Genomic DNA, 20,694 nt, shown 5'->3' with positions numbered 1-20,694 from the left:
GCACTTTAATCGAACTCAAACTGATAGAGTAGGTCAACAGCGCTATCTACACCAGATACCGCTTCTAAATACAAGTCTTGCATCAATCGGTAACGCACAGTGAACTCACCTAGGGAGTTAAAGATGCCGACACCATATTTCACCTGCAAACCTGGCAGAATATAACCACTCACCGTCACTTGCGAATCATCGCCCGAACCAGCAGTGTCCAGCTGTAAATCCTGTACGCCAAAGGCTTCACCGATTTCACCAACCACACGACCACTCTTCGCCAAGCTTAAACCAATTAAGGTAGTCGTCATTGCATTACCACCGGCTTCACCATCAATATCTTGACCACGAAGTAGATAAGAAAGTGCATTGGCTTGGTTCATCGCGGGCTCTGAGAAAATTTCTATACTCGGATCAGATGCTGGGCCCGACACTTGTACCCCCGCAATGACATCATCTTGGGTATTGTCTGGATTACGAATCGCTTTGATAGACAAGTAAGGTTGATCTGGTGGACCATTCATCAGAATCTTACCTTCTTTAATCAATAAGTCCTGACCAAACGAACGATAAGAACCGTCGACAACATTCACTTCACCAACGATGAAAGGACCTTTGTCTTTTTGTGTCACGTTTAGGTTCCCTTTCAACCCACCTTTTAAACCAAAAGCGGCAAGTTGGAAGTCATCACCAATTTTAATGTTGATGTTCGTTTCCACATCAAACGGCATCGCAGCGACATCGTCCACTGGCTGCAAGTTTTTATCGAGAATAACGGTATCACTCGATACGCCTACCGCACTTGGTGGAAGCTCTTCGACGACAATTCTGCCCCATGGCAAATTAATATCACCCTCAATTTTCGCAAGCTGAGGAGTCACATCTATTGTCATGTCAGGCTCAACTTTGATTTTTACCATTGGAGGCAAATCAACATTGAGCTCTTTAGCAAATACACGCGCTTTAGTACGCCAGTTCTGTAAGTCCTGCCAGTCGGCATCACCGGTAACGTTCAACTCACCATCCGGGGTTAAAATTCCGGCATCCAAGTCCGCTTGATGGCCTTTAAAGTTGATGACGACCTGCCCTGAGTTTATATCTATCGGTGTGACTTCACCCTGTAGCTTCATTTGGTCAATCAAGAACTGACCATTCACCTTCGGATGCATGACGTCACCTGATATCGCTAGGTCAGTATTCATGTTTGCTTTAAACAAGCTGTACTCACCAATCAACGGTGCCAAGAAATCCAAGTGGAACGTAGAGAGTGAAACCTTACCATCAATAGTGGGCTTTTCAGACGAGACATTCAGTAAAGAAACCTTACCAGACAAGTCACCGTTATCTTTCACATCAAATAGCCACTCGGCATCAAGCTTGTCTTTCGCTAATGCCGCTTTAAAGTTGAAGCTTTCCCAACCGACTTTAATTGGCTGCTCAAGCGCTTGTTCAACTTGGCCTTTTGGCATATTGACACTTAAGGTTACTTCAGGCTTTTTCTCTGGTGCCCATTTAGCAAAAGCCTGTGCATTAACCGAGCCTTGCAGCTTGGTTTCTGGCGGCAGGAATTGCTTGATTTGGTCAAAATCAAAATCATTGATGGCTAACTTCGCCTGGCCACTCTTACCGACACTAATGTCTTCGGTTAGACATACGCTCGACTCCGCTTGCAACCAACAATGCGCTTGAACGTTCGCGATCTGTTTGTCGATATTGACCTTGACCGCAGTCGATTTTTGCAACGCCCACGGGCCTTGTTGCGAGCTCAGCGTCAAGCGGCGCAGCGCCCCATCCCAAATCATTTCTGGTTTCTGCTGGAATGTCCCTTCAATTTCTAAACTGGTCGACACCAGGTCAGATACTACATCGAGCGTCAGTTGATGCAGTTTTTCATCCCCAGAGACTTCAAGGTCAGCACTATCAACTTTTATGTCGTCATAGATAATGTTGTTCGCAATAAGGCTTATGTTCGCTTTTGGTGCTGGCAGAGGCTTCACATCACCCTTTAAGGTGATCGTTTCTACGTTCGCCTGTTGCTGCCAGTTAATCTGATTTAAAGCGAGATCAAGATTGATGTCTGGTTCTTTCAAGCTACCACGTAGTGCGACTTTACCTTGCATTTTACCTGCAAGGTCCGGAACACTTTTTGCAAAATCAGGGAAGTTAACCTCAACATCCATCAGAATTTGCTTATCGATCTTACCCTTTGCACTCAGTTGGTTCGGGCCATGAGAAAGCGCTAAACCCTGAGTGGTAAGTTGGATGTCTTCGCCTTTGCCGTTCTTATCAGACGCTTCAAGTTGCCCTTCAACATTCAGCGGATACCCTCGCAAAATGCCGTCAATGTCTAACTTAGGCAAACTGACTTGCCAACCGCCTTGTTCTGTTAACGACCCCGAAGTCGAAAGATTACCGCTGATATCCCCTTCGGCTTCTTTCCACTGCAATCCTGGTTGAATGTTCTTCAGGTTTAAGTCAGCTTGCCAGTTGATTGGCGCGGCCCAATTGGCCATGACTTTCCCAGAGAGTTCGCCCCCTAAGGTTTTCACTAAAAGGCTTTCGAGGTCAATTTGCTCTAACGTACCTTTGCCGTTTAGTGCGACATCAACAGCGGGAATATCTTTGCCCGAAGCTTTGGTTTCTAATGCGACTTCGTAGCCATCAAGTGAGCCTTTTGCCGCCAAGCTTGGTACAGAAACCTGGTAATCGCTTTGTCCAAATAGCGGCCATTGCGCCTGTACATTTTTAATCGCGACATCAAACGGTAACTGCGTTTTAAGCGGTTGAATATCACCTTTGATCTCCGCTTGTACAAGCTCAGAAAGCGTAGCATTTAGTGACAAATCACCAACCGAACCCGAGACCGAAAGCGACAGTTTTTGTCCCTTCGCATCCGCTTGCTTCACTAACGCGTCCAGTTGCGCTTTGATAGGGTAATCAGAAGAAAGCGTCACTTGTGTGCTCAACTTGCCTTCCACTTCTGGCATGTCGAGCTCTAATGTTTTGACATCAACACGCTCACCGCCTGCTCTTGCAACCAAACCAAGATGATTGACGATCACTGGCGTTTCACCTGCCAGTTTGAAATTGTGAATATCAAGACGACGCGCTTCCACCGTCAGTGGAATCCATACTTCGGGTAACACAATATCTTGCGGCGTAGCATCGGCCTCTTTCGGCTCTTCAACAACCGCTTCTGGGGCCGCTTCACTTGGTGCGAGCGCAATATTAATGTCTTTCAACGCGGTAGGTGCGATCACCAAACGATCGCCTTGCATCGACAAAGCGGTCGAGAACGTTTGCCAATCAATTTGATTGCCCAGCACATTGACGTTGATGTCATTAAAGCTGACTTTATTAACAAAAATTGGCACTGGCGTACTGATAGAACGCAGTGGTGGTGTTTCCTCTTGCTTCTCGCTTGCTGGCGGTAGCTCTGGCATCTTAAAGTCAAGCCCCTGCAGTCTTAACTCATCGACACAGACCTTAGGGTCAAAGAAACAGCGGAAGTTCACTGCCAAAGCTAAACGCTCGACTTTGGCGTCGATATTCAAAGACTCATCGACAAAACTGACGTTATGCAGTTCGAAGCGAGGAAACAATGAACCCTGCACTTTTTCAATCTGCAATTGTGGTAATGCTTTTTCAGCTCCCCACAAGGCAAATTTGAGGCCTGGGTGGGTAAATAAAACTGTCGCGACAATAATGATGAGCAACAGCAATAGACCAATCAAACTGAGCGACAGCCATTTGGTCCACTTAAACATCATTTTGATCATAGCTCAGGCCCCAATGAGAAGTGGATACGAAACTCTCGTTCTGGTTTTGCATCCAACCCCCATGCAAAATCAAAACTAACAGGGCCCACCGGAGACGCCCAGCGGATACCAACACCAGCACCTGATTTCCAATCTGGTGTTTCATTAAACGCATCACCAATATCGTAAAACGTTGCAGCCCACCAGTTTCCATAAACACGATATTGGTATTCTAATGTACTGCTAACAATGTATTTACCACCCGTCAAAGCACCACTCTCATCCACAGGTGAAATAGATTCATAGCCGTAACCACGAATATTATTGTCACCACCAGCGAAGAAACGCAGCGACGGTGATAGTTTTTCAAGTTCATCGGTAATATTCGCACCACCTTCTAAGCGGAACAAACCACGATGATTCTCTCCAATACCACGAATCCAAGAAGTCGAGCCAATTAAGCGGAGCACTCTAGTTTCAGAAAGCATAGCGGTATCACCATACTCAATAGTGATGCTTTGCTTGTCTCCCCACATTGGCATATTGCCCCCTCGAACCCTAGTCCGAGAAAATGTCGCACCTGGAAGTACGAAGTTGAATTCATCATCTTGTAAACCTTGCGTAAAGCTCTCGTACAAATGACGAACATAAACGGTATTATGCCAACCACCGTCTGCTAACCAATGCCGCTCCACTGCAAGGTTAGACTCGATACTCTGTGTGTCACGGTTGTCTAGGTTTTTAAGCCCATATTGAACTTGATAATAATCGTTAGCGACATCTTCTAAAGGAATTTTGTAAGAAGCAGTCACGGTTTGCTCTGGCTTAGATAGGGATAAAGCGGTGTTGAAACTGTGTCCTCGGGAGCTCACCCAAGGTTTCTTCCACTTCAACGTTCCTCGAACGCCGACATCCGTTGAGTAACCAATACCCGTCTCGATCTGATTCTTCGAAGCAGGAGATAAAGACACTTTAATTGGCAAGTCTCGGCCATCATCAAGCCTATCCAATTCAGGCTCAACAAAAACTGAGGAAAACCACTCCGTATTTGATAGCTTCTGGTTAAACTCGCCCAGCTTCGAAACGTTGTATGGGTCCCCTTCTTTAAAAGGTTGTAGTGATGCGACACGGTCTTCCCAGATGTGGTTGCCAATAAAAGAAACGTCGCCAAAATTGAAACGTATTCCACTGCTGTAGTGCAAACGGACATTAGCTTCGTTCAGATCAGGGATAACCTCTAATCGACTTAGCGTAAACTCACCATTGAAGTAACCACGCTGAAGCGCCAAGTTACGAATGCCTGACTTAAGGGTGTCGTATTGGCCTTGATTCAAAACTTGGCCAACTTTGAGCGGAGAGCGCTCAATAAGTTTTGCAAACTCTTCATCGTCCTTGGCCTCTCCAGTGATGACCACATCCATGACTTTCACTTTCACTGGCAAGCCCGGCTTGATGAGCACAATTAACTCATCATTCGCTTCAGGAATAGAGTATGAAATTTTTGCATGATAATACCCAAGCGCGTTAAGCGCTTCAGTGATACTTTGATCTAATCTCGCTTGAAAACGCAGAGAAGTGGAGTAATCCTTCTCTGGAATAGATGATAGATACGCACTGACATTCTCTTCTAAAGCGCCATCAATGCCTTTCAAAGTCAAAGAAACATCGGCATAGGCACCATGAGAAAAGGCAAGCAGGCCAACAATGGTGGGGAGAGCTTTTTTTATCATGCTTTTATGGCTGAATGAGGTTAAGTAAACGTAAATAATGATAACGCCAATTAGATTCTAAGTCTGTAATATTAATAGGTTTAACGCGGTCTGTGTCATCACAGCATCAGATACAGACGAAATGAAAAAGTTCGCAAATTTAAGACACGTATTGAAGGACAAATACCATGCTCAACAAACAAACATTGATCAGTATAGAAGATGCCTTGCCAGGTAGAGATCAACCAATGCAGATTGACGATCATCATTTTGTAAATAAATCTAACCTAAAGGCGCCTCTGACGTCACACCAACAGCAGATCTTGCTCGGAATGGGCTGTTTTTGGGGCGCTGAGCGCGTATTTTGGCAACTCGACGGCGTTGTATCTACTTCGGTCGGTTACGCTGGGGGTTACACACCCAATCCCACGTATGAAGAAGTCTGTACGGGTAAAACGGGTCATACAGAAGTCGTTCGAGTCGTTTTCGATGAACGCGTCATCTCATTAGAAAAGCTACTGGCTGTTTTTTGGGAAAAACACGACCCAACTCAGGGAATGCGTCAAGGTAACGACTTAGGTACTCAATATCGTTCTGCAATTTACACTTATTCGACGGAGCAGCTCGAGAGCGCAGAGAAATCGAAACTCTTGTATCAGCAAGCATTGCAAGAAGGGCAGCGCGCGAACATCACCACCGAAATACAACCAGCAGGTCCGTATTACTTTGCGGAAACCTACCACCAGCAATATTTGGCGAAAAACCCTGATGGTTACTGTGGTATCGGAGGAACGGGAGTTTGCTTCCCACCAAGCCTCCAAGGATAAACCTAGCCAGCAACAAAAAGAGCGACCATATCGGTCGCTCTTTTCTAAATCTAAGTGGGTACCAAGCTAACTAAGCCGATAATGATGCTATCACTTGGTTGACTTCTTTAAAGACGGTGAGCCTTTTATGATCGTTGACGTCAGGTAGTAACACTTTGCCATTGTCGAACTGAAAACAGCCAACCCCAACAATAAAAAATTGACCTTTGAACAACGTTTTAACAAAACGGGCCACTTGTAATGGTCGATATACAGCAAACTCACGTAGCATAACTCACCTCAATTCCTTTGAGAAAACACGGATTGCTTATTTTTCCTCTGCAATCTTAATGCGCAATTTGCGACGGAACTCATTTTAGCAAATTCTAAATATAACGCAAGATTACACCACTCCATACGTTAAATAAATGTTATCAACGTTCCTACAAATTTCTAGGATCTGGATATATACTGGAAGCTTCCAAACCTCGTACGGAATATAACAATATGAAAACTAAGACTCTCCTACCTCTACTACTGGCCTTAACGCCAAGCTTGACCTTTGCACACAACTTGTCAGTGGGTAAAAGCGTTCCTCCTGTCAATGTTGCCGCTTACGGCGAGATTGTTTTACAAGGCGAAGGCGTTGCATACCAACCCTGGGCAACTCAACATATGCAAGGCAAAGTTCGTGTTATTCAAGCCATTGCAGGCCGTAGCAGTTCAAAAGAGATGAATGCCCCTTTAATGTCAGCAATAACAGCAGCAAATTTTCCACAAGAAAGCTACCAGACGACGACTATCATCAACCAAGATGATGCAATTTGGGGGACAGGCTCTTTCGTAAAGTCTTCAGCTCAAGACAGCAAAAAAGAGTTTCCTTGGTCATCCATGGTTCTTGATGAAAATGGCGTAGTTGCCAATACTTGGGACCTGAAAGAAGAAAGTTCGGCCATTATTGTTCAAGACAAAACGGGCAAAGTTCTGTTTGTCAAAGAGGGCGCACTTGAGCAAGATGAGATAACAAAAGTCATTGAGCTTATTAAACAGAACATCTAGCTTCATTGAATGGCTCCTTGTTCCTGTTGTAAGGAGCTATATGAATTTGATTAGAAGCATGGGCAGGGATAACTCTGCTCTTTATAAGTGCGACACTTCCATCAGAGAGTATTACCAATATTTTTCGGCACGTATGTGTGGAGTTAAATTTTTCTGCTAGCCAACAAAAGAGTGAACTTTTATTCATTATGGGTGTTATATTATAACAGTCGGTAAGAGGAGCTCAGATGTACCACCACCAGCAAAAAACACTAAGATATTGGTATCGCACTGCTTTATTTTTCAGTGTTGCGTTGCTGATCGCTTGGAACTTTGCGGTTGTACTCCATCAAGTCGATCTGACGCCCGACCATCATACCCATCATCATTGCCAATTATTTTCTGGTGTTCAGCACGGTATAGCAAAGGTACAACCTACCCTCTCTACACCGACTTTTACGCGCGCCCAGCATCATCATGTTTTTTTGCATCTCGTGTACGGCGAAGAAGTTCTTGGCGCTGCTCGTGCCCCTCCTTATTTTGCTTAATTTCCAAACTATTCCACACTCAAAATTATTGAGTTCATTTCCGCACCTAGTGTGTCAGGAACAATAACTTAGTGAAACTCGAATCTGAGCAATACCGCCTTTGGTTAATGCCAGTAAAATTAGGAAAAATACAATGTCATCAAAACACGTTTTAGCCCTTGCTATTGGCCTTACTTTATCGACAGCAGCGAATGCAAACGAATACCGCCAGCATGGTGCTCATGTGCATGGTCACGTCGAGTTTAATATCGCCCAAGATGGCAAAGATCTGTTAGTAGAGATCACAGCTCCTGGAGCTGATGTTGTGGGTTTCGAACATGCTCCAGAAAACGCACAACAAGAGCAAGCGCTTAAACAAGCCGTCGCTACACTCGAAGACAGCAACGCATTGTTCGCTATTAACTCACAAGCTGATTGTAATGTTGAAGAAGCTTACGTGAGCCACAACCTAAGCGAAACTCATGAGGAACATGATCATAGTGAGCACGACCATGATGACCATGATGACCATGCACATCACGATCATGAAGGGCACGAACACCATGATCATAATGAACATCATGATAAACATGACCACCATGACGAGGTGCACGATCATGGTGGTCACGGTGAATTTTCGGTGCAATATCGCTTCAGTTGCGAACAAGTTAATCAGCTTAGCCAAATCCAAACCGATTGGTTTAACCAATTCCCAACTACAGAGTCCATCAGCGTCAATATATTCACTGATACCATGCAATCAGCAATTAAATTAAGCAAAGATAACACCCAAATCGTAATCAAATAACACGAGTGGCGTGTAAGTACCTACTTACACGCCACAGCTTTGGTGATTTAATATGACTGAAACCACACCAAATGTTGTCGAGCTAGAGGATGCCCAATTTTTCTGGCCCGGTTCAACCAACCCAACCATCCACATCCCCAAATTACACATTACACAAGGCGAGCATGTGTTTATCAAAGGTCCAAGTGGCTGCGGTAAATCGACCTTGCTCGCTTTGTTGACGGGGATTAACACATTAACTTCAGGCTCTCTATCTGTACTCGATACTGACCTTGCTAGTTTAAGTGCCAGTCAGAGAGACCGCTTTCGCGCCAATCATATTGGCTACATCTTTCAACAGTTCAATTTATTGCCGTACCTTAACGTAATTGAAAACGTATTATTGCCATGTCAGTTCAGTAAAATACGACGTGACCGTGCCCATTTAGGTGCCTCATCTCAAACATTAAATGAACAGGCTCAGGCCCTACTAGAACGACTGCACTTGCCAAACGAGCTTCATACACGCCCTGTCTCGGAATTGAGTATTGGTCAACAACAACGTGTGGCTGCGGCTCGAGCTCTGATAGGACATCCAGAGTTAGTGATCGCTGACGAACCAACCTCAGCTTTAGACTATGACAATCGTAAAGCATTTATTGAGCTCCTTATGGAGCAAGCGAATCAAGCCAATGCCACACTGGTATTCGTTAGCCACGACCCAACACTCGAACCCTTATTCGATCGCACGCTCAATCTACCCGACATTAATCAAGTATCTAGCCTAGGAGCCATATCATGAGTGCTGTTGTAAAGCTCGCCTGGAAGAGCTTGATGAACCGCAAAGCGACGGCAATTCTAACCATCATGACCGTTGCGATTTCGGTGGTACTCCTATTGGGCGTCGAGCGTATCCGAACTCAAGCCAAGGATAGCTTCGCCAATACAATTTCAGGCACAGACCTCATTATTGGTGGACGTTCTGGGCCAGTGAACCTATTGCTCTATTCTGTGTTTCGTATTGGTAATGCGACCAACAACATCGATTGGAAAAGCTACCAAGAGTTTGCCAATCATCGTTCAGTCGATTGGGCTATTCCAATCTCGCTTGGCGACTCGCATAAAGGCTTCCGAGTTATGGGAACCAATCACAGTTACTTTGAGCATTACAAGTTTGGAAGTAAGCAACCACTAACATTTGGCAAGGGTAGAGAATTCAATGGTTTATTTGAAACCGTGCTAGGTTCTGATGTCGCTAAACAACTTGGTTATGATATCGGTAGCGAAATCATCATTGCCCACGGCATTAGCGACGTTGGCTTTAGCCGTCATGACAATCTGCCATTTAAAGTTGTCGGTATCCTTGCTCCTACAGGAACACCAGTCGACAAAACTGTCCATGTATCATTGGAAGCCATCGAAGCCATTCACGTTGGGTGGGAAAGTGGTGCGCGTTTGGGCCCGACACCCAAGGCACAAGATCTCAAAAACAGAGACTTTCAGCCCAAACAAATTACCGCTATGCTCGTTGGTTTGAAATCTCGTATTCAAACTTTCGCCCTGCAAAGACAAATTAACACCTACCCCAAAGAGCCGCTCAGCGCCATTATGCCCGGCGTTGCGTTGCATGAGTTATGGGGAATGATGTCGGTTGCAGAGCAAGCCCTAATGGCAGTATCTGGTTTTGTCGTGATCGCAGGGTTGTTAGGTATGTTAAGCAGTCTATTAACTAGCCTACAGGAACGCCGCCGTGAAATGGCGATTTTGCGAGCCATGGGAGCAAGGCCTCGTCATGTTTTCTCACTATTAATTAGTGAAGCCAGCTTGCTCACTGCTGCTGGTATTATTACTGGCGTTACTGGGCTGTATGCCATTCTTACTATCGCGCAGCCGATCATCCAACAGCACTATGGAATACATCTCACCTTAAGCATCTTATCTACTTATGAGTGGATGCTATTAGGTTTCGTACAATGCGCTGGTATTGTGATTGGTTTCATTCCCGCACTCCGCGCCTACCGACAGTCACTGAGTGACGGAATGACAATAAGGATTTAATAAAATGTGGAAAAAAATACTCGCAAGTTGCTTGCTGGTCGTCGCATTCACAGCGCCTGTTATGGCCAGCGAAGAACCATTAAAGCTTGACTGGATTGACCTTGTTCCAGAAAAAGAGCGTAAATTGTTCGACAGTATAGGCATGCCCGCATCTGATCACAGTGGTGGCGCAGCCCAGCAGTCCAAGATTGGTAACGTTCGACCAGAACTGAACGGAAGCCAAGTTAAAATTCCGGGGTTTGTTATCCCACTTGAAGGTGATGCCGATACCGTCACCGAATTTTTATTGGTGCCATATTTTGGAGCTTGTATTCACGTGCCACCACCGCCTCCAAACCAGATCATTTACGTGAAGTTTCCGAAAGGCGCGCCTGTTCAAGAGTTGTGGGATGTTATATATGTGGTTGGAACGTTGAAAACCGAGACGATAAACCACGAACTGGCAGAAACGGCTTACGTTATTGAGGGATCAGAAATAGAAGCCTACGACGATATGTAATTTAAGTCGTCGATAAGCCTCGCTACACCTAAGGCGTCACACTGGCGCCTTTTTTAGCTTTGTGCTACACCTAAGGCGTCACACTGGCGCCTTTTTTAGCTTTGTGCTACACGATATAACGAGATAAATACGCTAATACGCCCACATAAATAACCAAAAGAAACGCTATCGACAGGTGCTTTTTGAGTTTACCTGCTTCTGAGAACTTCATAGCCCCTCCAAAATAACGATAACAATTTTAACAACTCATTATCATTTTGAATAGCCCTATTCGTTCAAAAACTGAGAACTCCTGTCTGGTCGCTTGGTCAGATAAGGTGTAAATTTAAACGTGCGAACCGCGCAGTTCTTGGTAGGAAAACGAATGGCAGACCCGACAAAGCAACCTGTTGTCATCGAACATCAGTCAGACACAAAAAAAAATACGCAACAAGAAAAGAAACAAGGCTACATAAAAGACAGTGCTAGTAAGGTAAAAACCATTGCCCAAATACACGGTCTTGACGCCTTACTGCAAACCGAACCGCCAGCCAAATCTGCGTTTGAAAGAGCCCAATTGCGAGAGCAAAGACGCCAAGAACAGCGACAAAAAAACTTAGAACAGATTTTAAAATTAGCGCACAGTTCATGCCGAGATGAGACAGCGGGAGAGCCAGACCAAGATTGGTTGCATCGATTTTTTGAGATGGCTCAAGACATCCATAACAGCGCGATGCAAAAGCTATGGGCTCAAGTGATGAAACGTGAAGTGACCAATCCGGGTTCAACATCCATGAAAGCGTTGAAAACCCTCAAAGATATGTCACCAAAGGAAGCACAAACTCTGCAAAGAGCCGCCTCTTTAGCATGCAGTTTTGGAGGGGATCACAGCAGAAAACTGCTGATTGGTTACAAAGCCCAAGGAGGCATATTTAGCTTCGGCAAGCGAGACGTCGCCAACAGCCTAAATATGGGAAGTTTTCAACTGCCGTATTCAAGCTTGTTGCTCTTAATTGAATTAGGGCTGCTGCACAGTGCCGAACTTGAATCTGGCGAAATTAGTATCGAGACACCGTTGGTCCTCACCTACCAAGGTAAAAACTTGTCGCTGAACGTAAACAGTAAAGGTGTCCGCCTTTTATATTACCGCTTCACACCCACAGGTAATGAGCTCTGTACCTTACTCGGAAACAAACCACATGCCAAATACTACGATCAAATGCTTGCACTGTTAAATCATAGATTTAGTGTCCATAGTGAAGCTAAAAGTACGGTTCATCATACCGTCTAGCCAGCTTGAGAAGCATTTGATCACCTATGATCCAAATACTTCTCCAGCTGCTCAAAGAGCTTTAGGTCACCTATGATCTAAATGCTTTTTTATCGGATCACACCGCGTTGTTTAAGATCGATTAAGCACAAATCCACCAGCTCATCGACACTCTTTTCTCCCGCGGGCAAATCGATTTCAGGGTTCTCTGGCGCTTGATATTCCGAATCAATACCAGTGAAATTAGGAATCTCTCCCGCACGGGCTTTACGGTATAAACCCTTAGGATCTCGACCTTCGCAAACCTCTAGAGATGCATTGACATACACTTCAATAAACTCGCCTTCTGGCAATAAATCGCGTACTAACTTCCGCTCTGCACGATGCGGTGAAATAAACGCCGACAGAACAATTAAACCCGCATCTGCCATCAACTTCGCCAGTTCACCAATGCGACGAATGTTCTCGCGACGGTCCTGTTCAGAAAAACCTAAATCGCTACACAAACCATGTCGTACATTGTCACCATCCAATAAATAGGTGTGGTAACCCAATGCTGCAAGGCGATTTTCCAACGCCCCTGCTACGGTTGATTTACCCGCTCCAGATAAACCAGTGAACCACAATACGGCAGGTTTTTGCTTCTTTAATTCAGCACGAAGCTGTTTATCAACCGAATGCTGGTGCCAAACAATGTTTTCATCTTTTACCGTCGTTTCGGCAGTCATAACGTATCCTTGTAAATATCGGAATTAAAACGGGAAAAAGACCGGGATCAAAGTAAGTACTAATACAGAGTACACAATCGAAATTGGCACTCCAATTCTCACGTAGTCGGTCAATTTGTAATTTCCTACGCTGTACACCAGCAGGTTAGTTTGGTAACCGTAGGGAGAGATAAAGCTCGCACTCGCGCCGAACAAAACCGCCATGATGAATGGCATCGGATCCACGCCATAACCCACCGCCATGCTATAACCGATAGGAAAAGAAAGCGCAGCCGCGGCATTGTTTGTCACCAATTCAGTGAGTACCAATGTCATGATATAAGTCGCCACCAAGGCACCAAATACTCCCCAGCCATTAAACGCTTCAATAAACATCACTCCCATTCTTTCTGACAATCCAGAAGAGATCATCAGTTGAGCAATAGACAAAGCGGAACCGACAATCACGACGATATCGATCGGAAAACGGCGGCGCAGTTCTGAAATCTGCACAATACCAAACGCAATAAGCGCGATAAGGTACGCAGCTAGACCTTTAATAATCGGTACTAACTCTAATAGAGCGCATCCAATTACGGCTGCAAAGCCCAGTAATACAATGGAAGACTTATTCGTATCAAGCCGAGCGCTAGAGTCCAAGTCATGCACTAAAACAAACTCTTTACGATGAGCTCGGCGTTCAGACTCAAAACGCTTGCCTGGAACCAGAACTAACGTGTCCCCTGGCGCTAAGGTAATGCTACCCAAGCCACCTTCTAGGCGTTCGTGGCCTCGGCGAATCGCCACAACAACGGCATCGAATCGGTCGCGGAATCGGCTCTCTTTGAGGGTTTTGTAGCAAAACGTCGCCGACGAGCTCACCACAACTTCGATAAAGTTTTGCCCATTTAAGTGCTGCTGACCAAACAACTTGAGGCCCGGAATTTCTTGCAGGGTCGCGACGCTCTCAACATCGCCACAAAATAACAGGCGGTCTTTTGCATTGAGCACAAAATCCGGCCCCACAGAAGAAACAGTAACACCATCGCGCACCACTTCTGCAAGAAACAGTTTGCGCAGCGCACGTAAATTATTCTCGCTGATCGTACGCCCAACTAGCGGTGAGCCAGGCTCAACGCGAGACTCAAGAAAGTAAGGTAAATCTTCTTGGTTTTGATCATCATAATTCGGTAGCAAGTAGCTGAGCGGGATAAGAATCAGCATCCCTCCCACCAGCACAGCCAAACCTATCATCGTAGGTGTAAAAAAGCTCAGGCTCGGTAAGCCTGCGTCTTCGACAAAGCTGTTGATGATTAAGTTAGTCGACGTACCAATCAAAGTTAACGTGCCACCAAAAATGGCGGCGTAAGACAAGGGAATAAGTAATTTCGAAGGTGCATGCTGCTGATTACGCTTAATCGCCCCAATCAATGAGACAACCACAGCGGTATTATTCGTAAATGAAGAGAGCAAGGCGGTCGATACACCGAGCTTAGCAATTACGCTGCCTAACTGGCCCTCAGAGATACTTCGGCTCACCCAACTGATCAGCAGTGTTTTTTCTAGAGCACAGGATGCAAGAATCAATAGAACCAGGGTTAACAATGAAGAGTTGGTAAAATTGGATGCGATGGTGGCTGAATCCATCATCCCAGCCATGAATGCAATAAAAGCGGCACCCGCAAAGACATAACTAGGCTTAATTTTCGTGACAAGCAAGCAAGTGATAATGCCAAGCAAAATCGCTAACACAAACCCTTGTTCCCACATAGCCTTTCCTTACCAAATAGCCCCAAAGGGCACAACAACGACTCATTTATCCATGAAACACCGACAAACGAGTAAACAGACAAAAATCAGCGCAAGCGAAAAGAACATCAGAATGCTCGGTTTTCTTGGGCTCCACCGAAGCATTCTGGTATTAGGAGAATACCTAACGACATTTCGCAATTCAGTTAGGTAGCGACGCCCCAAGTACAACAGCAGACAGAGCCTGAAATTATCGTACTTGGGTAAGCCAGTTACTTTTTCAGAAACTGGCTGACGTCTTTTGCTTCCCAGTGTGGGAAGTGTTTACGGACAAGCGCATTAAGCTCAACTTCAAACGCAGAGATGTCCGTCAAATCGCGCTCAACCACGGCGAGGCTCTCTTTAACCATGCCAGCACCAACCGTCACGTTTGTCAGACGATCGATAATGATAAAGCCACCGGTATCTGCACAGTCTTGATAATTGTCCAGCGCGACTGACTCATTAAGAGACCATTCACACAAACCAATACCATTCAATGGCAGCTCTGCCGAGCTATGAGTCGAGAGATTATTAATGTCATATTGATGACGAATCGCTTCAACATGACCTACGGTTTTCTTACCTGCGATTTTGATGTCATAGTCACGACCCGGTTGCAGGGGTTGCTCTGTCATCCACACCACATCGGCAAGCAAATGGTTTGTGGTTTCCACTTGAGCATTATCTAGAACAATTAAGTCGCCACGGCTAATATCGATCTCATCGCTTAGCGTCAGAGTGACAGCTAATCCTGCACGAGCTTCTTCGATATCACCATCAAAGGTCACAATACGAGCCACAGTTGACGTTTTACCCGATGGCAATGCTTTAATGGCATCACCGACTTTGATCGAACCAGAAGAAATGGTCCCCGCAAAACCACGGAAATCGAGGTTAGGACGATTAACGTATTGCACAGGGAAGCGGAATTCACCCGCGCCTTTTTCTTGATCCACATCGACCGTTTCAAGAAGCTCAAGCAATGATGGGCCTTTAAACCAAGTCAGGTTTTGGCCTTTATCCACCACATTGTCCCCTTCAAGCGCTGAGATCGGGATGATTTGAATATCAATATCCCCTGTCAGATTCTCAGAGAACTTCAGATACTCATCGCGGATCTCTTCAAAGCGCTCTTGGGAGTAATCCACTAAGTCCATCTTGTTGATCGCCACAACAAAGTGCTTCAATCCCAATAGGTTGGAAATGAAAGAGTGACGACGAGTTTGATCGAGAATGCCCTTACGTGCATCAACCAGAATCACAGCTAAGTCACATGTCGATGCACCTGTAGCCATGTTACGTGTGTACTGCTCGTGTCCAGGAGTATCTGCAATGATGAATTTACGTTTCTGCGTCGAGAAATAGCGGTAAGCCACATCAATCGTGATCCCCTGCTCACGCTCAGCTTGTAAGCCATCGACCAACAACGCAAGGTCAGGCTTTTCACCCGTGGTACCCACACGTTGGCTGTCTGAGTGCACTGCCGCTAGCTGATCTTCATAAATTTGTTTTGAGTCATGGAGTAAGCGACCGATTAATGTACTTTTACCGTCATCCACCGAGCCACAAGTCAAGAATCTAAGTAACGACTTGTACTGGTGTTGTGTTAAATAGCCTTCGATACCAAGCTCGGCTAATTGAGCTTCAACTGCACTGTTCATTATCTTTCCTTAGATCCTTTAGAAGTAACCTTGACGTTTCTTAAGCTCCATCGATCCTGACTGATCGTGGTCGATCGCTCGGCCTTGGCGCTCACTCGACGTTGCCACCAGCATCTCTTCGATAATGCCAGTTAAAGTGTTTGCTTCAGACTCGATGGCACCAGTCAATGGATAACAACCAAGGGTACGGAAGCGCACACTCTTCTCTTCAATCACTTCACCCGGTTGAAGCTCCATACGATCATCATCAACCATGATCAGCATGCCATCGCGTTCAACAACTGGGCGTTTGTCCGCGAGGTAAAGCGGCACGATCTCGATGTTTTCTAAATAGATGTATTGCCAGATATCAAGCTCAGTCCAGTTAGACAGCGGGAATACACGAATGCTCTCACCCTTATTAACCTGACCGTTGTACGTCTTCCATAGCTCAGGACGTTGGTTTTTAGGGTCCCATGTATGGTTCTTATCGCGGAATGAATACACGCGCTCTTTCGCCCGTGATTTCTCTTCGTCGCGGCGCGCACCACCAAAGGCAGCATCAAAACCGTACTTGTTCAGCGCTTGTTTTAAGCCTTGAGTCTTCATGATGTCAGTGTGCTTAGAAGAACCATGAACAAACGGACTACAGCCCATGGCTAGACCTTCTGGATTCTTATGTACCAAAAGCTCAAAACCGTATTTGGCCGCGGTGCGATCACGAAATTCAATCATCTCGCGGAACTTCCAATCGGTGTCGACATGCAGCAATGGAAATGGAATCTTACCTGGGTAAAAAGCTTTACGCGCAAGGTGCAGCATCACTGATGAATCTTTACCAATCGAATACATCATGACTGGGTTATCAAACTCAGCCGCAACTTCACGGATAATATGGATACTCTCCGCTTCGAGTTGTTTAAGGTGAGTTAAACGTTGTTGGTCCATGTTTTGTATTTCCTTTTTAAGCTTGAAGGCGCATTACGTCTCTAATCTTTGGTCTGAAATTATATGGAGTTGGCAATAGCACTTTTGTTGAATTCAGTACTAGACAAAAACCAGTCTAACTTTTGAGACAGTCGCACTACCTCTCCGACAACAATCAAAGATGGCGACTGTGCTTCCTTCGATAAATCAGATAGTTGGGAGAGTTCTCCCGTAAATACTTTTTGTTGAATCTGCGTGCCACGCTCAATAATGGCAATCGGAGTCGACGCTGAACGGCCATGCTTAATGAGTTGATTCTGAATATAGTGTGATTTCATCAGCCCCATGTAGATCACTAAAGTCTGATTCCCACGCGCCAACGTGGACCAATCCATCTCATCACTTTCTTCTTTCAAGTGGCCAGTCACAAAGATGGCCGATTGCGCATAATCACGATGAGTCAGTGGAATACCAGCATAAGCGGTTGCGCCAGCTGCTGCGGTAATGCCAGGGACAACTTGAAAACGAACGCCGGCATCAGCAAGCACTTCTAACTCTTCACCACCACGACCGAATACAAACGGATCCCCACCTTTAATGCGCACTACTTTGTAGCCCTGCTTGGCAAAATCCACCAAAAGCTGATTCGTCTTCTCCTGCGGCACACTGTGATGCCCAGCTCGCTTCCCAACGCACACCAAAATCGTATCGCTTGGAATCAATGCCATGATTTCTTCAGACACCAAGTAGTCGTACAAAACCACGTCAGCTTGCTGCAAGCAGTTCAGTGCTTTCACCGTCAGAAGTTCAGGATCGCCTGGTCCTGCACCTACTAAGGCGACTTCACCAGGCTGTAGCGATTGCTTTGCAAAACGAGTAACACCAGCGACTGGGTTGTCAGAAACTAACCGGGGCTTTGGTTTAGGAAAAGAAGTGACTGAATCGTTCGTTGCCATGTGCTTGCTCATCGTCCATTGATATCGTTATGCAAGCATTATGGCGGGGCGTTTATATTACCTGAAATTCTAAAATTTCATTTTTTATTCAAAAATCTGCTAAGAAGTTTTTGTTTGGTCTCATTCAAAAGCGTGAAAAAGTCGGCGGTTAATATGAATAAGGTTCAGTAAACTGATTAATGTTCACAGTTTTCTGTACCTTTATCATCGAGTTGCATCTGTGTTTGATACATTACGCAGTACGATTTCCCCTTATCATTGAATTGGAGCACCAAATGAAAGTGGCAGTTCATCCTATTTCCCTCGCAGTATTAAGTGGCATGCTAACGCTTGCTGGCCCAACAATGGCCGATACCATCAAGCTTCGTATTATCGAAACCACCGACATTCACACCAACGTGATGGATTACGATTACTACAAAGACCAACCATCACAGCAAATCGGTTTAAGTCGCGCAGCGACAATAGTGAAACAAGCTAAGTCCGAGACAGAAAACACGGTACTAGTAGATAACGGTGATTTAATTCAGGGCAGCCCAATGGGCGATTACATGGCGGCAAAGGGGATTAATCCCGGCGACGTGCACCCAGTCTACAAAGCGATGAACCAGCTAGACTACGATGTGGGCAACATTGGCAATCATGAGTTCAACTATGGCTTAGATTTCCTACAAACGACGTTGAAGGGTGCAAACTTCCCTTACATCAATGCAAACGTATTTGATAAACAAACCGGTGAGCATTACTTCAAGCCTTACCTCATCAAAACTCACACATTTAAAGACACAAACGGCGAAGCGCATCAAATAAAAGTGGGTTACATCGGCTTTGTACCACCACAAATTATGGTGTGGGATAAGAAGAACTTAGAAGGCAAAGTCTTTGCTAAAGACATTAAGGAAACAGCAGAGAAACTGATTCCTCAAATGAAGAAAGAAGGCGCAGACGTGATTGTGGCGATTCCACACTCGGGCATTTCTACTGATCCATACAAACTAGGCGCTGAAAACTCTGTTTACTACCTCACAGAAGTTGAAGGTATTGATGCGATTGCTTTTGGTCACTCTCACGCCGTCTTCCCAGGGAAAGACTTCGCAAACCTACCTGGTGTTGATATAAATAAAGGGACCATCAATGGTGTAACGTCCGTGATGCCGGGCCGCTGGGGAAGTCACGTAGGTGTGATGGATTTGATGCTGAAAGAGAAAGACGGCAGATGGCAAGTCGTCGAAGGCCAAGCAGAAGCACGCCCTATCTTCGATAAAGTAAATAAGAAGTCATTAGCTAAAGCCGATGCAGATATTGTGAAAGCGTTAGAAGAAGATCACAAAGGCACTCGTGAATTTGTAAACCAACCAATCGGCAAAGCAAGTGATGTCATGTACAGCTTCTTGGCATTAGTGCAGGACGACCCCACCATTCAAATCGTTAACCTTGCTCAGAAAGACTACGTAGAACGCTTTATTCAAGGCGACCCAGACCTTTCTGACATTCCAGTACTGAGTGCGGCAGCACCATTTAAAGTCGGCGGTCGTAAGAACGATCCGAATAACTTTACAGAAGTAGAATCCGGTCAGCTCACCTTCCGTAATGCGGCCGATCTTTACTTATATCCAAACACCTTGGTTGCGATGAAAGTGAAAGGTAAAGAAGTTCGCGAATGGCTAGAGTGCAGTGCGGGTCAATTCAACCACATCGACATCAACAATCCTAAACCGCAATCTTTGATTGATTGGGATAATTTCCGTACTTACAACTTCGATGTTATTGATAGGGTTAACTACCAAATCGACGTTACCCAACCGCCGAAGTACGATGCGGATTGTAAAGTGATTAATCCAGATTCTCAGCGTATTGTGAACCTGACGTTCAATGGTAAGCCTGTCAATCCGAAGCAAGATTTCATCATCGCAACCAATAACTACCGTGCATATAGCAATACTTTCCCTGGTACAGGCCCAGATTTCATTGCATTTGACGCACCAGATGAAAACCGCTCTGTCGTCGCCACTTATATTTCTCGCGTGAGTGAAGAAAAAGGAGAAGTGACACCAAGCGCTGACAACAACTGGTCTTTCGCACCGATTAAGTCCGATAACAAGCTAGATATTCGTTTCGAAACCTCCCCTAGCGATAAAGCGGCGCAGTTCATCAAAGAGAAAGGACAATACCCAATGAAGCGCGTGTCAACAGATGACATTGGTTTCGCGATTTATCAAATCGATTTGAATAAATAAGGTTGATTTGACAG

The 20,694-nt window shown here is 45.3% G+C and carries 17 protein-coding genes; 9 read left to right on the top strand and 8 right to left on the bottom strand.

The features are described 5' to 3' along the window. Positions 1-5 precede the first annotated feature (5 nt). Together R8N47_RS20695 and R8N47_RS20690 are read right to left on the bottom strand one after the other, a co-directional pair. Positions 6-3,770, bottom strand: coding sequence for a translocation/assembly module TamB domain-containing protein (locus R8N47_RS20695; RefSeq protein ID WP_104975816.1), 3,765 nt, complete (start codon positions 3,768-3,770; stop codon positions 6-8). Then, positions 3,767-5,479, bottom strand: a complete 1,713-nt coding sequence (locus R8N47_RS20690) for an autotransporter assembly complex protein TamA (protein ID WP_104975815.1) — start codon at positions 5,477-5,479, stop codon at positions 3,767-3,769. The genes R8N47_RS20695 and R8N47_RS20690 overlap by 4 nt, the downstream gene beginning before the upstream one ends. A 167-nt stretch (positions 5,480-5,646) precedes the next feature. Here R8N47_RS20690 and msrA point away from each other — a divergent pair, with 167 nt between their 5' ends. Further along, positions 5,647-6,285: a peptide-methionine (S)-S-oxide reductase MsrA gene (gene msrA / locus R8N47_RS20685; RefSeq protein WP_104975814.1), complete on the top strand. Its 639-nt coding sequence runs from the start codon at positions 5,647-5,649 to the stop codon at positions 6,283-6,285. Between the two features lie 70 nt (positions 6,286-6,355). Here msrA and R8N47_RS20680 read toward each other — a convergent pair whose 3' ends face one another. Then, entirely contained in the window at positions 6,356-6,556 is a 201-nt protein-coding gene (locus tag R8N47_RS20680; RefSeq protein ID WP_104975813.1) for a DUF1107 domain-containing protein, read from the bottom strand. Between the two features lie 215 nt (positions 6,557-6,771). Here R8N47_RS20680 and R8N47_RS20675 point away from each other — a divergent pair, with 215 nt between their 5' ends. From R8N47_RS20675 to R8N47_RS20645, 7 genes are all read left to right on the top strand, one after another. Next, the gene (locus R8N47_RS20675; protein ID WP_005383122.1) at positions 6,772-7,323 is read left to right on the top strand and encodes a YtfJ family protein; all 552 of its coding nucleotides are present in this window, start codon (positions 6,772-6,774) and stop codon (positions 7,321-7,323) included. A 227-nt stretch (positions 7,324-7,550) separates the two neighbouring features. Further along, positions 7,551-7,850: a DUF2607 family protein gene (locus R8N47_RS20670; protein WP_005379608.1), complete on the top strand. Its 300-nt coding sequence runs from the start codon at positions 7,551-7,553 to the stop codon at positions 7,848-7,850. 133 nt (positions 7,851-7,983) lie between these two features. After that, positions 7,984-8,637 (top strand): zinc uptake protein ZrgA, encoded by a 654-nt coding sequence (gene zrgA, locus R8N47_RS20665; protein WP_104975812.1) that lies wholly within the window; start codon positions 7,984-7,986, stop codon positions 8,635-8,637. Positions 8,638-8,689: 52 nt separating this feature from the next. Continuing rightward, positions 8,690-9,418, top strand: coding sequence for an ABC transporter ATP-binding protein (locus R8N47_RS20660; protein ID WP_104975811.1), 729 nt, complete (start codon positions 8,690-8,692; stop codon positions 9,416-9,418). After that, positions 9,415-10,674 (top strand): ABC transporter permease, encoded by a 1,260-nt coding sequence (locus tag R8N47_RS20655; protein WP_104975810.1) that lies wholly within the window; start codon positions 9,415-9,417, stop codon positions 10,672-10,674. Before R8N47_RS20660 ends, R8N47_RS20655 begins: the two co-directional genes overlap by 4 nt. Before the next feature lie 4 nt (positions 10,675-10,678). Beyond that, a complete protein-coding gene (locus R8N47_RS20650) occupies positions 10,679-11,173 on the top strand; it encodes a DUF3299 domain-containing protein (protein ID WP_005379600.1) in 495 nt (164 codons plus the stop codon). A gap of 364 nt (positions 11,174-11,537) precedes the next feature. Beyond that, positions 11,538-12,443, top strand: coding sequence for a TIGR03899 family protein (locus R8N47_RS20645; protein WP_104975809.1), 906 nt, complete (start codon positions 11,538-11,540; stop codon positions 12,441-12,443). Positions 12,444-12,532: 89 nt separating this feature from the next. Here the strand turns inward: R8N47_RS20645 and cysC are convergent, their stop codons facing one another. From cysC to cobA, 5 genes are all read right to left on the bottom strand, one after another. Further along, a complete protein-coding gene (gene cysC / locus R8N47_RS20640; protein WP_104975808.1) occupies positions 12,533-13,150 on the bottom strand; it encodes an adenylyl-sulfate kinase in 618 nt (205 codons plus the stop codon). A 24-nt stretch (positions 13,151-13,174) separates the two neighbouring features. Continuing rightward, complete coding sequence (locus tag R8N47_RS20635) at positions 13,175-14,899, bottom strand: SLC13 family permease (protein ID WP_005379596.1); 1,725 nt, start codon at positions 14,897-14,899, stop codon at positions 13,175-13,177. 251 nt (positions 14,900-15,150) lie between these two features. Then, positions 15,151-16,581: a sulfate adenylyltransferase subunit CysN gene (gene cysN / locus R8N47_RS20630; RefSeq protein ID WP_017633444.1), complete on the bottom strand. Its 1,431-nt coding sequence runs from the start codon at positions 16,579-16,581 to the stop codon at positions 15,151-15,153. An 18-nt stretch (positions 16,582-16,599) separates the two neighbouring features. Further along, positions 16,600-17,508: a sulfate adenylyltransferase subunit CysD gene (gene cysD, locus R8N47_RS20625; RefSeq protein WP_005379592.1), complete on the bottom strand. Its 909-nt coding sequence runs from the start codon at positions 17,506-17,508 to the stop codon at positions 16,600-16,602. Between the two features lie 59 nt (positions 17,509-17,567). After that, positions 17,568-18,443: a uroporphyrinogen-III C-methyltransferase gene (gene cobA, locus R8N47_RS20620; protein ID WP_031780800.1), complete on the bottom strand. Its 876-nt coding sequence runs from the start codon at positions 18,441-18,443 to the stop codon at positions 17,568-17,570. Positions 18,444-18,718: 275 nt separating this feature from the next. Here cobA and cpdB point away from each other — a divergent pair, with 275 nt between their 5' ends. Beyond that, positions 18,719-20,680, top strand: a complete 1,962-nt coding sequence (gene cpdB / locus R8N47_RS20615; RefSeq protein WP_318070321.1) for a 2',3'-cyclic-nucleotide 2'-phosphodiesterase — start codon at positions 18,719-18,721, stop codon at positions 20,678-20,680. Positions 20,681-20,694 lie beyond the last annotated feature (14 nt).

The organism is Vibrio sp. 2132-1 (assembly GCF_033344315.1).
The sequence above is the reverse complement of the archived record's forward strand: the minus strand, read 5'-3'. Positions and strand labels throughout refer to the sequence as shown.

What these genes read in the sequence shown, in the direction of transcription:
- R8N47_RS20695 (WP_104975816.1), bottom strand. Translation starts at nt 3,770, where the DNA reads ATGATCAAAATGATGTTTAAGTGGACCAAATGGCTGTCGCTCAGTTTG.
- R8N47_RS20690 (WP_104975815.1), bottom strand. Translation starts at nt 5,479, where the DNA reads ATGATAAAAAAAGCTCTCCCCACCATTGTTGGCCTGCTTGCCTTTTCT.
- msrA (WP_104975814.1), top strand. Translation starts at nt 5,647, where the DNA reads ATGCTCAACAAACAAACATTGATCAGTATAGAAGATGCCTTGCCAGGT.
- R8N47_RS20680 (WP_104975813.1), bottom strand. Translation starts at nt 6,556, where the DNA reads ATGCTACGTGAGTTTGCTGTATATCGACCATTACAAGTGGCCCGTTTT.
- R8N47_RS20675 (WP_005383122.1), top strand. Translation starts at nt 6,772, where the DNA reads ATGAAAACTAAGACTCTCCTACCTCTACTACTGGCCTTAACGCCAAGC.
- R8N47_RS20670 (WP_005379608.1), top strand. Translation starts at nt 7,551, where the DNA reads ATGTACCACCACCAGCAAAAAACACTAAGATATTGGTATCGCACTGCT.
- zrgA (WP_104975812.1), top strand. Translation starts at nt 7,984, where the DNA reads ATGTCATCAAAACACGTTTTAGCCCTTGCTATTGGCCTTACTTTATCG.
- R8N47_RS20660 (WP_104975811.1), top strand. Translation starts at nt 8,690, where the DNA reads ATGACTGAAACCACACCAAATGTTGTCGAGCTAGAGGATGCCCAATTT.
- R8N47_RS20655 (WP_104975810.1), top strand. Translation starts at nt 9,415, where the DNA reads ATGAGTGCTGTTGTAAAGCTCGCCTGGAAGAGCTTGATGAACCGCAAA.
- R8N47_RS20650 (WP_005379600.1), top strand. Translation starts at nt 10,679, where the DNA reads ATGTGGAAAAAAATACTCGCAAGTTGCTTGCTGGTCGTCGCATTCACA.
- R8N47_RS20645 (WP_104975809.1), top strand. Translation starts at nt 11,538, where the DNA reads ATGGCAGACCCGACAAAGCAACCTGTTGTCATCGAACATCAGTCAGAC.
- cysC (WP_104975808.1), bottom strand. Translation starts at nt 13,150, where the DNA reads ATGACTGCCGAAACGACGGTAAAAGATGAAAACATTGTTTGGCACCAG.
- R8N47_RS20635 (WP_005379596.1), bottom strand. Translation starts at nt 14,899, where the DNA reads ATGTGGGAACAAGGGTTTGTGTTAGCGATTTTGCTTGGCATTATCACT.
- cysN (WP_017633444.1), bottom strand. Translation starts at nt 16,581, where the DNA reads ATGAACAGTGCAGTTGAAGCTCAATTAGCCGAGCTTGGTATCGAAGGC.
- cysD (WP_005379592.1), bottom strand. Translation starts at nt 17,508, where the DNA reads ATGGACCAACAACGTTTAACTCACCTTAAACAACTCGAAGCGGAGAGT.
- cobA (WP_031780800.1), bottom strand. Translation starts at nt 18,443, where the DNA reads ATGGCAACGAACGATTCAGTCACTTCTTTTCCTAAACCAAAGCCCCGG.
- cpdB (WP_318070321.1), top strand. Translation starts at nt 18,719, where the DNA reads ATGAAAGTGGCAGTTCATCCTATTTCCCTCGCAGTATTAAGTGGCATG.